Source organism: Mesorhizobium sp. WSM4871 (genome assembly GCF_055811295.1).
Genome location: NZ_JBVVPU010000004.1, coordinates 363,448 through 375,893, shown reverse-complemented (window position 1 = coordinate 375,893; position 12,446 = coordinate 363,448). Strand labels below are relative to the sequence as shown.

Here is a 12,446-nt window from a genome sequence, read left to right as displayed (position 1 = left end):
CTGCCTGTCAAGCTCGCGCGCGCTTCCGGTTCAGCGCAGCGATCAGGGCGGCGGCGATCGGATGGTCTGAGCGCGGATTCTGGCCCGTGATCAGCTCACGATCCTCGATCACATAGGGCTCGAAATCTGGGCCTACGGTCGTTTTGGCGCCCGCCAGGTCTAAAGTTTTTGGCATGTAGAAATAGAGCTTGCCGTGGAGAATGTTGTCCTCAATGGGTTTTTCCTCGCTGGCCGAATAGACTGTCATCCTGTAGCCGGCATATTGCCATCCCTTCGCAAGTTCCGCTGCCTCGGCGCGATTGCCCTGAATCAGTGCCTCGCGAAATTCCTTCGCCCGAGGCAAGGCGGAGATCGAAACGATCGGGCCGTGGCAGAGCAGTGCGGTCGGCTTCCCGGCGGCATGGAAATGCCGAAGTATCTCGCCCGCGTCAGGGTCCTGCATCAGATCGACGACCGGCCCTTGGCCTCCCGGGGCGAACACGCCCGCATAGTTGTCCAGTCCCTCCTCGATCACCGATCGCAAGGTGCGGCCCTGGTTCGTCGACGGATCGTTGGCGAAGAAATCTTTGCCACGCCGATACGCCGCCTCATCGCCGCCGAAATGCTGGACTGCATCGGACGCCGGGTCGATGTATGGCTTGGCGCCTGAGGGAGTGGCGAGCAGAACTTCATAATCTGCCCCGACAAGCGCCATCATCGGCACCACTGTCTCGTTAAGATACTGTCCTGTCGGTCCCGTGTCGCCTCCCTGAATTTCGATACGTGTGGCGTTCGAGCCCAGCACCACCACTTTTCCCTTGCTCATGAAAGCCTCCTGATGTTTCGCGGTGGTAGGAGGACCGAAGCCGGTCATCCTGAAACTCCGAAGACGATAGGGTGGGAACTGCAAGGCGGCTGGTTAAATGAGGTAAAAAACGGAGCGGGTCGCGATGGCAGGGATCGGCCCGGCGGCGTTACGCGAATGCCTCAGGTTCCGGATAAGGCTCAGGAAAAGAACCGTTGCCGCGCCTCCGATGAGCAGCAGCGCACAGGCTTCGAGGAGTCCCGAATAGGTGCCCGTGCTGTCGAACGCGTAACCGAACAGGCTGGGCCCTACGAAAGCGCCCACCACGAAGATGCCGTACAGGGTGGCGTAGGTCGTAGGTCGCGACGCAGCTCCGCATCGCGAGAGAGCGGGGCAAACAAATAGAACATCAGGTCGAATTCCTCTCCCGAGGCGAAGCCTAGCTGGCGATGCAAGCCAAGGAGAAGCTCACATGGTCCAGCGAAAGGACAAGCGAGGCGAGCTGACGACTTGTGTCGGCGACAGGCGCAATGAGTGAAGTATGTTCTCGATGTTGGTAGCGGCGCCGCGATGGCGAACGACAGCGGGACGTAGGATGGCGGCAGCCAACCCATCAAAACGTGCCCTCTCTGGAATGTCCGCTTTCAGGATGCGGCCGTTATCAGGCTAATGACTTCAAGGCGGCGCAAAGCGGCCATTCGAAGCTCCACCAGGGAAGTCGCCTCCGGTCACGGCGGAAGGTTCTACCCGCGACCGCAGCTGTGCCAAATGCCACCTCGATAAATAGGGCAGCCGGTGGCGCAACCTTGGCCATGTCGACTTCGCGACATATCCCGCTATTCCAGCCCTCCCCTCACCCCTCCACCGCGCTGATCTCCGCATCGACCAGGCACCAAGTTGCGTAGCGGAAATCGCGGATCTGGACGATCTGCTCGCCCGACCATTCGACCAGCATGAAGCCGCGCACGGCGCCATCCGGCTCTCCAGGGTTGCGGATCAGGATCGCCGGCCGGCCGTCGACGATGCCCAGCGACAGCGCCCAGTCGCTCGCGCGGTCGTAATTGCCGAAATAGGTCGAGACTTCCGCCTTGCCGCGCATGCGGGTGCGGTTGACGACTTCGAGCTGGATATCCTCGGCGATCAGTGCCCTGACCGCGTCGAAGTCGCGCGCGTTGAACAGGTCGACATAGCGGCGCAGGCGCCGCTCGTCCTCGGCATCGAGTTTTGGCACGGCGGCCTGTTCGGGCTCTGATGCCAAAAGGCGCAGCTGCGCCCGCCCGCGATGCAGCGCAGCCTTGGTCGCGGCCAGCGTCGCGCCTGAAACCTCGCAGGTTTCGTGCAGGGAAAGGCCAAGCACATCGACCAGGATCACGGCGCTACGCTGCGCCAGCGAAAGCCGCATGAAGCTGCGCAGGCCGGCAGCCGTGGCGAGCCGTGCGTCGGCACTGCCGGAGGGATCCTCGATCGTGGTCATGTCGGCCTCGGTGATGCGCGACCGCTCCCGCTGGCGCCGGCGCAGATGGTCCTGCGCGGCATTGTGGGCGATGCGAAACAGCCATTGCTCCGGCCGCTCGACCGCCGCACGGCCGTCGACCGCCTGCAGCGCCTTGAGCAGCGTCTCCTGCACGATGTCCTCGCCGTCGATCACCGAGCCGGCCATGCGGGCGCAGTAGCGATGCAGTTTCGGGCGCAAGCCCGGGAGCATCGCCTCCAGCGCCGGGCGGTCGAACTTTCCAGTGTTCATGGCATCCATTCTATCCGGCTTTCCCGGCCTCGAGGACATGGTAGTTGCCGATGATCTTGACGGGCGATCGCTGGACCGGGGTCGAGCGCCGCTCCGCATGGTTCTGCGTGAACGCCTCGAATGCGGCAAGCCCGGTCAGCCCAGATGCGTCATCGCCCTCGCCGACGACATGCCTCTCGCCGACAATATGGATGAACTCGCCATCATCGAGTTCGAACACGAGATAGCGCAGGCCTTGCGGTGCGGTCTCGTCCAGCGCCTCGAACACCTTTGCCACCAGCGCGCGGTTCGCTTCCAGCTCGTTGTCCTTCACGCTGTAGCGGATGAGTTTGAAGCCCATGGTTCATTTCCTTAAATGTTTGACCTGAGCAGAAGACGACCGGAGTTGCCGAAAAGATTCTCGGGCAGGGCGAATCTTTCTGGCCACCCGCATCGTCTTTTACCCGAGGGCGGCCCCTAGGCAGCCACCAAAGACAGGAGATTCCACCATGCATATCCAGTTTGCCGAATTGCCGGTGTTCGACCAGGACCGCGCCAAGGCGTTTTACACAAGTCATCTCGCCTGCCAGGTCGCGGCCGACCAGCCAATGGGCGATAGCGGCTGGCGCTGGATCGAGCTGGCGTTTCCCGGCGCGGTGACGAACCTGCATTTGGTCAGGCGCGCCGACGACACGCCGAGCACCGGGCCGGTGCTGGTGCTGGTCGACGAAAATGTCGAGGCGACGATCACGGCTTTGAAGTCCGGAGGCGTCGAGATCATCACCGAGCCGCAAGAGGCGCCATGGGACCCGGGCCGCATCGTGGCCGAGTTTCGCGACAGCGAGGGCAACCGCATGGTGCTCGCCAGCCGCTAGGCGGGCACCCGAACTTCGCCCCTCACCGCTCGAACAAATCAAGCCGCGCCACATTCAGCCGCTGCACGGTGCGCAGCACGTCGCGCAGATGCACCGCCATGCGCGCGCCTGCCTGTTTGACACCGCGGCGCCGGGATCACGGCGCGAATATGATCTGCCAAACTGCAACGCCCACGAGAACAAGTCCGGCGATACCCTCGATGGTTCGGGAAATGGTTTCGAACAGGCGTGGCTTGCTGGCGAAAAAATCCACCAGACGTTCGCGAAACAGGATCGACAGGATCGCGACGCAGGACAGCGTCAGCGCCACCCCGACCATCATGGTGATTGCAAACAGAATGCCGGCGCCGGGAACGCCTCTGGAGATCGCGAAAGTCATCACGAAAAGCGTCAACGGACATGGGATCAGGCCCGCCATGACGCCGACCGCCTCGCCCTCATGCCTGTGGTGATGGCCGTGGCTCAAGGCGCGCCAGAGCATCCAGACACCGATCAGGCCAAGCAGCCCACGACTGATATCTTCCAGAAGCGGAGCACGGCCGACGCTGCCCAACGCGATGGAGACCAGCGGCAGGGAAAGGACGGCAATCAGCACCGCGATCGTCACATGGGTAAGCGACAAGGTGACGGATACGAGCAGCCCGCGCGAAACCTTGGCATCCGACCCGGCAAGATAGGTCGCCAGCACGGCCTTGCTGTGACCCGGCGTCAGCGCGTGCGCGGCGCCGAAGACGACGCCCATCGGCAGGAAGGCCAGGAACGCCAGCCAATCACCTCCGGCCGAGAGCAGCTTGATCTGCTCGGCAAGCGCCAGATAGATCGTGCGCTGGAACTCGACGAGCGTCTGGAACATCACGGCAGCGTAGCAGAAACGAGCCGGCCGCAGCGACGGTTAGTGCCTGTGGCCGTCATGTTCGCCATGTCCATGGGAGGGCGGAAGGTCGAGCTCTTCATGCCCGGCCGAAAACCGGATGTTGGCTGCCGCAAGCGCCGGCATGTGTTCGAACAGCTCGTCCTCCAGCGCTGTCGTGATCTTGTTCGCCTCGGACAATGGCAAGGTTTCGTCCGCGGCAATGGCAATGTCGGCGTGCAGTCTGTGACCGATCCATCGCGCCTTGGCATCGACAATGCGCGCTCTCGCCACATGTTCGGCGGCATGGTGTATTTCGCCGATGACGCCCGGCTCCACGCCATCCAGCATGCGGGTCAGCACCGCGCGAGCCGACTGCCAGACGATGCCGAAGATCGCGATCGTTATGAGCAGGCCGACAATCGGGTCGGCCAGCGGAAAGCCGAGCCAGACGCCAAGTGCCCCGAGGACCACGGCAAGGCTGGTCAGGCCGTCGGTGCGGGCGTGGTAGCCATCGGCAACGAGCGCGGCGCTGTTGATTTCCCGGCCGACCCGGATGCGGAACACCGCGACGGCCTCATTGCCGAGAAAACCGACAATACCCGCCGCCGTCAGCCAGCCGAGATGCGTCACCACTTGCGGATCTATCAAGCGATCGATCGCCTGGTAGCCGGCGACAATGGCGCTGAACAGGATAATCAGCACGATGACGATGCCGGCGAGGTCCTCGACCCGGCCTAGACCGTAGGTGAATGTTGGCGACGGCTTGCGCCGGGCGAGCAAGAACGCGATCCACAGCGGAATGGCGGTTGCCGCGTCACCGATATTGTGGATCGTGTCGGCCAGCAAGGCGACGCTGCCCGACAGGACCACCACGACCATCTGCAATGCCGCCGTGATCGCCAGGATGACGAACGACCATTTTATGGCCCAGATCCCCCGGTCAGTCGTCGCTATGGTCGCATCGACGACCCCGTGGATATGGCCATGCGGCCCGCCGCCGTGGTTGTGGTGACCGTGACTGGAGGCGGCATGATCATGCGGTCCGAAGCCTAACCAGTCGAGAATGCGTGCGCCTCGATCACTCACAGGTATTTCGCCAGTTGCTTGAGTTCCGCCAGGGAGTTGCCGCCCGTTTCCGCGGTGCCGGTTTCCGCGGAGTCTGTCAGGCAATGTTCGATATGATCGTGGATCAGCTCGCGTTTGGCGCTGCTGATGGCGCTTTCAACGGCGTGGAGCTGCTGCGCCAGATCAACGCAGGGGCGATGCGCCTCGAACATGGACAGCACCGCCGCAAGGTGGCCCTGCGCGCGTTTCAGGCGCTTGATGATGGCTGGATGCGAATGGTGAATGCCTTCGGACATGCCTGTTTCGTATCCTCCCCCAGGGGATAGAGTCAATCTTTCGGAGTAACCTTTCCGCAATCCCGCGGCCGATGTCGCGCCGGCCATCGCCCGCCCCGTATTATTTCGTGACCGTCTAGCGCTGGAACCTTCGCTTTCACCGCGCGTTCGGGCCGCTGTATTCGCGATGCCTTATATTTAGGCAGAAAGGGCAGACCCGAATACCTGGCGGGCGGGCACATCAGCACGGGTTGGGGAGGAGCACAGCATTATGTCGAACCGTGAAATTGGAACGTCCCACACGCTAAGTCTGCGCGTCGCCAATCTCAAAGCCAGGATGCAGGACGCCGATATCTCCAGGCACGAGATGAAGACCTTCCAGAAGGTCGCCGCCATCATGGGAGGAGGTGAAGGCTCGCTCCGGCTCGATGCCGACGACCTGATCGCCGCGTCTTTCGTTGTCGAGACGCTGAGCGATCCCGCGTCGAATTGACTTTTGTCGCGCTTCTCCTGCCGATCGGCCGATTGGATGCGGCGCGGCTATCGGGACGCGCTAACATGGAGCGCACCTGAAACCTCTTCAGACGCGATGCACCTTCTGCACCGCGTCTGAAGGTGCAGATGCTGCATGCCCCAGACTGGCGACGGCCTTCCTGACACGCTGCAGATGCGCCTGGCGCTCGGCCGCCGAGACGGTGTCCATCCGGTAGAGCGCCAGGAATTTGGTCGAGCACAGCGGATGGCAGACGGAGCGGAAGCCGCGCAGCAGGGTTCGCCGGCCGGGCTGCCCCATGATCCAGCTCATCAGCGGCGTCGCACCGCATGTGGTCATCACCAACACCCGGCGTATGTGGCGCAGCTTGGGTCGCGGGCCGCGCTGCGCCGTCGGCATGTCGAAGGCGAAGCCCGGCACCAGCACCCGCTCCAGCCAGCCCTTCAGCATGGCCGGCAGCCCGTACCACCAGGTCGGGTAGATGAAGATGACCGTCTCCGCCCACAGCAATTCCTGCGCCCGGTCGATGACCGGTTCGAGGTTGCCTGCCTTGTCGCCATAGCCGCGCCACTCGTCGGCGCGCATGACCGGATCGAAGCCGGTCGCATAGAGGTCGAGGAGGTGAACCGCGTGGCCTCGTTCGGCAAGCGTCTCCAGCACGGTGTCGCGCACGGCGCCGTTGAAGCTGTCGGTACAAGGGTGGCAATAGACGACAAGGACTTTCATGCTGAACTCTGGGGTCTGTGGTGGTGGTCTTCCACGGCGCTTGCCGTGTCGAAATATTCGCGCCACGACAGGATGCGCCCGTCGCTGTCGAGATCGATGAGTATGGCGTCCTCGCTCAGGCTGCGGGCGCCGTCGCGCCGCCGCGTCACCTCCCACAGCCATTCCAGCGCGATCCGCCTGCCGTCGGCGGAGGCAAAGGCGGTGGTGATGGTCACGCTGAGATCGCCATAGTCGCGATAAAAATCGGCGATGGTGCGCCCCAGCCAATGGTAGGGCACCCGGTTGCCCGGCGCCGTCAGCACCCCGTCAGGATGCCAGTCGGCGGCCGCGGCAGAGAAGTCGCCGGATTTCCACGCATACGCCTGCCGCTCGAGCATGGCGAGCGTGGCGGCATCGCAATCGATCCTGGCGTCGGGGGCCAATATGCTCACAGCACCTCACCTCCAAAACCGAACAGCAACCGGCTGGCCAGCGCCGCTGCAAAGACGGCGAAGCAGGCGCCGATGGCCACAATTTCGCCGGCCGACAATCTTTCGCGAGACGGATGCAGGCTGGTGCGGTCGGCCGAGCCGCTGAACGCCTTCGCCTGCAGCGCGATCTCCATCAGCTGGGCCTTGGTCAGCGAGATCATGATCAGCGGCACCAGCATGCGGCCGAGCGCGATCAGCTTGCGCAGCATGCCGATGCCATCGATGTCGATGCCGCGCAGCCGCTGCGCCTCCTTGATCCCCTCCAGTTCCTGGAACAGCAGCGGCACGAAACGGAATGTCGTCGAAAACAGGAAGGCGATGCGGTAGGGCACGCCGATCCGCACCAGCCCGAGCACGATATCGTTGGGCTGGCTGGTCATGAACACCAGCTGAAACGCCAGCATCGGGATCAGCACGCGGCAGCAGACCACCAGGCCGAACAGCAGGCCTTCGACATAAAAAAAGATGTTGAGCGAGCCGATGAGCGGCACGCCGGCCGGCACGGCGAAGACCGGCGTCTTGCCGAACGGGCTCCAAAGGCCCTGGACCACCGTGATCAGCACCAGCGCCGGCAACACGATAAGAGTGAGCTTGCGGATGGTGGCGGCGGTGATGCCCGCCGAGAACATCAGCCCGACAATGACGGCCAGGAACGCTGCCTGCAGCACAATGCTGTTCCAGACGAAGATCAGCGAGCTTGCCAGCAGAAGCAGCGCGAACTTCACCCGCATGTCGGCGCGGGCGAAAATGGTCTCGGCCGGCAAAAGCTGGATGGCGTAGCTGACCATCTAGGCGACCTCCAGCCGGGCGCCGAGCATTGCCGCCAGATCGTCCGGACCAAGCGGGCGGGCGACGCCAAGCGCCGGCATATGCCCGGCGAAGCGCACCGTCTGCGGCGGCACCAGGCCGGCGGCTTCCATCGCCGAATTGTCGTAGAAGACGTCCCGCAGCGCGCCGTCACCGACGATCCTGCCGCCATCCATGACGACGAGGCGGTCGACATAGCCCGGCAGCAGATAGAGATGATGGGTGATGAGCACCACCGTCTTGCCCATCCGGTTCAGGGTCTGCAGCATGTCGAGGATGGCCAGCGAGCCGCGCCAGTCCTGGCCGGTGGTCGGCTCGTCGAAGATCAGGATTTCAGGTTCGAGCGCCAGCACGGCGGCGATGACGACGCGCAGCCGGTCGCCGCGGCTGAGCGACATCGGATGCTGGTCGGCGGCCTGGGCAAGATCCATCGCCACCAGCGAGCGGCTGACGGCGGCATCGATATCGCTCTTGGGCCGCTTCATCATCGACAGCGCGAAGCCGACTTCCTTGGCCACCGTGTCGCAGAAGACCTGGGCATGCGCGTTCTGCGAGACATAGCCGATGCGCTGCGCAAGCTCGCTCACCTTGAGCGTCGAGACATCTTCGCCGCCGACGCGCACCGCGCCCGAGGATGGCGAAAGCAGATGCAGGAAATGCCGCACCAGCGTGGATTTGCCGCTGCCGTTGCGGCCGACAATGCCGAGGAACTCGCCATTGGCGACCGTCAAATCGACGCCACGCAGCGCCTGCGTGCCATCGGGATAGATATGGGTCAGCCCCTTGACCGCCAGCGCAATCCTGGCCTCGGAGACATCGCGTCGCGTCTCCATTGGGGCGGTGGCCGGCAACGAGACAGTCAGCGGATATGCCTTGATCGCCGCTTCGGCCGCACTGAGCGTCACCGGCAGGGCGGGCGGTTTGCGGCGGCCAGGTGCACTGGAATTTTTGGCATCACGGACAAGCACCTCGAAGCTGCGCACGATGTCGGGCGGGCGCACGCGATGCTCGGCCAGCATGTCAGTTGCGGCAAAGACCGTTTCGGGCGGCCCTTCGGCCGCTATCTTGCCGTCGGAGATGAGCAGGACGCGGTTGGCGATTTCGGCGAGCTCCTCGCTGGCGTGGCTGGCTATGACGACCGTCAGGCCGTTCTCGCGATTCAATCTCAGCAGGATGGCGAAGACTTCCGCCGACGCGACGGGGTCGAGCTGCGAGGTCGGCTCGTCGAGCACGATGATGTCGGACGACAGCGCCAGCGCCGCGGCAATCGACAGCCGCTGCTTCTGGCCGCCCGACAGATTGGCCGGATGCCGGGTTTCCTGTCCGGCGAGACCGACCGCCTTCAGCGCCTCGCCGACACGACGGACGATTTCGGGCGTCGGCACTTTCAGGTTCTCCAGCGCGAAGGCCACCTCGCCCTCAACGGTGGTCGCGGTGATCTGCGTTTCGGGGTCCTCGAACACCATGCCGACCAGTTGCGCCAGCCGGCTGGTCGGCGTCTCGATGGCGTCGAGGCCGGCAATATGGATGCTGCCATAGAATTCACCGCCGAAGAATTGCGGCACGATTCCGTTCAGCGCCAGGCAGAACGTCGTCTTGCCGGCGCCGGTCGGTCCGATCACGCCGACGATCTCGCCGCGGCCGATCGTCAAACTGATCTTGTCCAGCGCCGGTCGGTCGGCGCCGGGATAGCGGTAGCTGACATTGTCGAAGCGGATGAGCGGTGCTTCATCCGGGATGGGCGGATGTCCATCCCGGATGGGCATTTGCCCATCCTCCCCCGGCACTGTCTTGGCCTGCGGCATCAGTAACCCGCCAGCTTCGCCTTTGCGATGGGAGACCGGCGAATGGCGGCGATGAGCGCGAAGGCGACCAGCGCGCCGACGGCGGTGAAGACGACGCGCTCGGCGAAGATGATGAAGACCAGCGGCGGCCACACTTCGGCCGGCCACGGATTGGTCGCGAAGGACGGCACCCAGTTGAGCTGGATGCCCGCCGTCGAGCCGAAGAAGAACACCACGAAATAGGCGCCATAGAGCGACAGGCTGGCCGCGCCATTGCGGATCTGGTCGATCGCCCAGTTCCTGATCTGTGGAATGGCGATCAGGATCAGCGCCACGTCGACCGTGAAGACATTGCTCAGCCACAGCCAGAAGCCGATGCCGAAGGACAGCGACTGCCAGAGGTAGATCAGGTTCGCCGCCAGCGTGATGATCCACGGCACATACCAGAGCGAGTGCTTTGGATACATGACCATGCCGACGGCAAAGGCGCTCATGGCGCCCATCAGCGGGCTCCAGGGTCCAAGATTGGTGTAGGGCGCGATGACGTTGCCGATGACGATGCCGACGACCGAGGCGATCGGCCCGGCGATCGGACCAAGCAGCAGGCCGAGCAGCGGATGGATGACGTCGTGCAGCGGCCACCCTCCCCCCATGCCGCCGACCACGATCGAGGCCGGTATGAAGGCGAGCACGGCGACGAGTGCCGCCAGGATGGCGGTGTAGGATACGGGCGCGCCTCCGATCGAGACGCCTCCCGTCGTGACCAGACTGCGAGGTTGCGGAGCATCGGCTGTCATTGTTGTTCCCCTTGTTTGAGCAGCGTTTTCGCTGGTCGCAACGCGTCGCCTGCGCGGCGTTGCTCGCTTTTTATGCAAGTCGTTGCCCCAAACTCGCTGCGCACTTCTGGGCGACATGCTTTGTGTTCCCATGGGGAATGTGACCGAAAATGCGTACGCCTCAAAGCATCAAAGCGCGCGCGCCCCGATGCCTAAAAGGCAACGGGGACAGGTTGGGACCTGACTACCGTCCGACGCGGGCAGGCAATCCTCTCTTGCATATTGTACTCAAATACGTACATATGAGGCCATGCGTACCACCTCTTACAGCGATCTACGGAAGAACCTTGCCGCCATGCTCGACAGCGTGACGGCGGATCATGCCCCCGTGCTGATCACCCGCGACAAGGGAAAGCCGGCAGCGGTGCTGATGTCGCTGGAGGATTTCGCCTCCTATGAGGAAACGCGCTACCTGCTGCGCAACCCGGCGAACGCCGAGCGGCTGCTTGGCGCGATCGCCGATCTCGACCAGGGCAAGGGAAGCGAGCGCGAGCTTTCCGAGTGAAGCTCGTCTTTCACGAGCAGGCCTGGGAGGATTACCTGCACTGGCAGGCCACCGACCCGAAGCTGCTGCTGCGCCTCAACGGGCTTATCAAGGAATGCCTGCGCACGCCTTTCACCGGCACGGGCAAGCCGGAGCCATTGCGCGGGCCGCTGTCAGGCTGGTGGTCGCGGCGCCTCACGCAGGAACACCGGCTGGTGTACCGGCCGACCGAGGACGGCCTGCTGATTGCACAGTGCCGGTTCCACTATTGACACCACCGCCGCGAACGACGGGTTTCTAAGCCACAAGCACCTCTTGCGTTTCACGATCCGCTCTGGCTGGTGATCAGGCTGCACAACCTTTCCAGCAGATGGCTGGGCAGTGGCGCCAGCCGGCCGCGGGCGCGGTGCACGACGCTGAGCCGCTGGGTGAAGCGGGAAAGCTCGGCGATCGGGATGAAGGAGACCGCCCCCGACAGATGGCTGTGCAGCACGTCGATCCGGTTGAGGATGGCGACCCCCTGGTCGAGCAGCGCGAAATGCTTGAGCAGTTCGAAACTGTTGGATTCCAGCACCGGCTCCAGCGACAGGCCGGCGGTGGCGCAGGCATGGTCGAAATGGTCGCGCAGCATCACGCCCTGCGGCGGCATGATCAGCGGAAACCGCCTGAGGTCGCCGAGGCGCAGCACGGCTTTCGAGGCAAGCGCATGGTCGGGCAGGACGACGGCGCCGCAAGGGCTCAGCATCGAGGCGCCCACCGTCAGATTGGGCGTTTCGGGAAGATCGAAGGCAAAACCCAGATCGATCTCGCCGGCGGCGACCTGCACCGCGATGTCGTCGGCCGCCAGCACGCTGACGGAAAACCGCGTAAACGGCCGTTCGCGGCGATATTCGGCCAGCGCGTAGGACAGCATGTCGTTGGAGAGCCCGCCCACCGTGGCGATCGAGGCGCTGGCGAACCGCCCGTCCTTCAGCGTCTCGATCCGTTCGATCGCTTTCCGGTGATGCTTCAGCGTCTCCCTGGCATGGGTGATTAGCACCTCGCCGGCCGCGGTCGGCCGCATCTGGCCGGGCAGCCGTTCGAAAAGCGGCGTTCCCAGTTGCTGCTCCAGCGCGATGATCTGCCGGTTGATCGCCGACGCCGCGACATTGAGCGTCACCGCCGCCTTGCGGATCGAGCCGCAGCGGGCCACTTCGTCGAGATAGCGAAGCAAACGAGAGTGTATCAAGCGATCTCCCGGCTGGCGTTGCGCTGCTTGCGGCATCAGACGG

General features: G+C 63.9%; 16 protein-coding genes. 4 read left to right on the top strand and 12 right to left on the bottom strand.

The annotated features are described in order from the left end of the window. Nucleotides 1–7 precede the first annotated feature (7 nt). The 3 genes from AC0L2H_RS11130 to AC0L2H_RS11120 all read right to left on the bottom strand — a co-directional run bounded on the left by AC0L2H_RS11130 (nucleotide 8) and on the right by AC0L2H_RS11120 (nucleotide 2,868). Nucleotides 8–853, bottom strand: a complete 846-nt coding sequence (locus AC0L2H_RS11130) for a DJ-1/PfpI family protein (RefSeq protein ID WP_473590240.1) — start codon at nucleotides 851–853, stop codon at nucleotides 8–10. Nucleotides 854–1,637: 784 nt separating this feature from the next. Then, entirely contained in the window at nucleotides 1,638–2,528 is an 891-nt protein-coding gene (locus AC0L2H_RS11125; protein WP_473590239.1) for a sigma-70 family RNA polymerase sigma factor, read from the bottom strand. 10 nt (nucleotides 2,529–2,538) lie between these two features. Next, the gene (locus AC0L2H_RS11120; protein ID WP_473590238.1) at nucleotides 2,539–2,868 is read right to left on the bottom strand and encodes a hypothetical protein; all 330 of its coding nucleotides are present in this window, start codon (nucleotides 2,866–2,868) and stop codon (nucleotides 2,539–2,541) included. A gap of 148 nt (nucleotides 2,869–3,016) precedes the next feature. Here AC0L2H_RS11120 and AC0L2H_RS11115 point away from each other — a divergent pair, with 148 nt between their 5' ends. Then, nucleotides 3,017–3,382: a VOC family protein gene (locus tag AC0L2H_RS11115; protein WP_473590237.1), complete on the top strand. Its 366-nt coding sequence runs from the start codon at nucleotides 3,017–3,019 to the stop codon at nucleotides 3,380–3,382. Nucleotides 3,383–3,518: 136 nt separating this feature from the next. On the opposite strand, the gene AC0L2H_RS11110 is transcribed toward AC0L2H_RS11115, so the two are convergent. From AC0L2H_RS11110 to AC0L2H_RS11100, 3 genes are read right to left on the bottom strand one after another with little or no spacing between them, the layout of a single operon-like run. Beyond that, nucleotides 3,519–4,235, bottom strand: coding sequence for a HoxN/HupN/NixA family nickel/cobalt transporter (locus AC0L2H_RS11110; RefSeq protein WP_473590236.1), 717 nt, complete (start codon nucleotides 4,233–4,235; stop codon nucleotides 3,519–3,521). A 39-nt stretch (nucleotides 4,236–4,274) separates the two neighbouring features. Further along, nucleotides 4,275–5,321, bottom strand: a complete 1,047-nt coding sequence (locus tag AC0L2H_RS11105; RefSeq protein WP_473590235.1) for a cation diffusion facilitator family transporter — start codon at nucleotides 5,319–5,321, stop codon at nucleotides 4,275–4,277. Next, complete coding sequence (locus AC0L2H_RS11100) at nucleotides 5,318–5,596, bottom strand: metal-sensing transcriptional repressor (RefSeq protein WP_473590234.1); 279 nt, start codon at nucleotides 5,594–5,596, stop codon at nucleotides 5,318–5,320. The genes AC0L2H_RS11105 and AC0L2H_RS11100 overlap by 4 nt, the downstream gene beginning before the upstream one ends. Before the next feature lie 250 nt (nucleotides 5,597–5,846). Here AC0L2H_RS11100 and AC0L2H_RS11095 point away from each other — a divergent pair, with 250 nt between their 5' ends. Beyond that, a complete protein-coding gene (locus tag AC0L2H_RS11095) occupies nucleotides 5,847–6,068 on the top strand; it encodes a hypothetical protein (RefSeq protein WP_097572505.1) in 222 nt (73 codons plus the stop codon). 87 nt (nucleotides 6,069–6,155) lie between these two features. Here AC0L2H_RS11095 and AC0L2H_RS11090 read toward each other — a convergent pair whose 3' ends face one another. The 5 genes from AC0L2H_RS11090 to AC0L2H_RS11070 are packed head-to-tail and all read right to left on the bottom strand — an operon-like array spanning nucleotide 6,156 to nucleotide 10,652. Beyond that, nucleotides 6,156–6,794, bottom strand: coding sequence for an NAD(P)H-dependent oxidoreductase (locus AC0L2H_RS11090; RefSeq protein WP_473590233.1), 639 nt, complete (start codon nucleotides 6,792–6,794; stop codon nucleotides 6,156–6,158). Next, entirely contained in the window at nucleotides 6,791–7,225 is a 435-nt protein-coding gene (locus AC0L2H_RS11085) for a nuclear transport factor 2 family protein (RefSeq protein WP_473590232.1), read from the bottom strand. Before AC0L2H_RS11085 ends, AC0L2H_RS11090 begins: the two co-directional genes overlap by 4 nt. After that, entirely contained in the window at nucleotides 7,222–8,052 is an 831-nt protein-coding gene (locus tag AC0L2H_RS11080; RefSeq protein WP_473590231.1) for an energy-coupling factor transporter transmembrane component T family protein, read from the bottom strand. The genes AC0L2H_RS11085 and AC0L2H_RS11080 overlap by 4 nt, the downstream gene beginning before the upstream one ends. Beyond that, the gene (locus tag AC0L2H_RS11075; RefSeq protein WP_473590230.1) at nucleotides 8,053–9,837 is read right to left on the bottom strand and encodes an ABC transporter ATP-binding protein; all 1,785 of its coding nucleotides are present in this window, start codon (nucleotides 9,835–9,837) and stop codon (nucleotides 8,053–8,055) included. It abuts the gene before it with no gap. Between the two features lie 38 nt (nucleotides 9,838–9,875). Continuing rightward, complete coding sequence (locus tag AC0L2H_RS11070) at nucleotides 9,876–10,652, bottom strand: ECF transporter S component (RefSeq protein ID WP_473590229.1); 777 nt, start codon at nucleotides 10,650–10,652, stop codon at nucleotides 9,876–9,878. A 289-nt stretch (nucleotides 10,653–10,941) separates the two neighbouring features. On the opposite strand from AC0L2H_RS11070, the gene AC0L2H_RS11065 reads away from it, so the two are divergent. Next, on the top strand, nucleotides 10,942–11,196 hold the full coding sequence (locus AC0L2H_RS11065) for a type II toxin-antitoxin system Phd/YefM family antitoxin (RefSeq protein WP_473590228.1): 255 nt from the start codon (nucleotides 10,942–10,944) through the stop codon (nucleotides 11,194–11,196). Beyond that, nucleotides 11,193–11,447 (top strand): Txe/YoeB family addiction module toxin, encoded by a 255-nt coding sequence (locus tag AC0L2H_RS11060; protein ID WP_473590227.1) that lies wholly within the window; start codon nucleotides 11,193–11,195, stop codon nucleotides 11,445–11,447. The genes AC0L2H_RS11065 and AC0L2H_RS11060 overlap by 4 nt, the downstream gene beginning before the upstream one ends. Before the next feature lie 50 nt (nucleotides 11,448–11,497). On the opposite strand, the gene AC0L2H_RS11055 is transcribed toward AC0L2H_RS11060, so the two are convergent. Beyond that, nucleotides 11,498–12,403 carry a LysR family transcriptional regulator gene (locus AC0L2H_RS11055; RefSeq protein WP_473590226.1) on the bottom strand — a complete coding sequence of 302 codons (906 nt, stop codon included), beginning with the start codon at nucleotides 12,401–12,403 and terminating at the stop codon, nucleotides 11,498–11,500. Nucleotides 12,404–12,446: the final 43 nt, after the last annotated feature.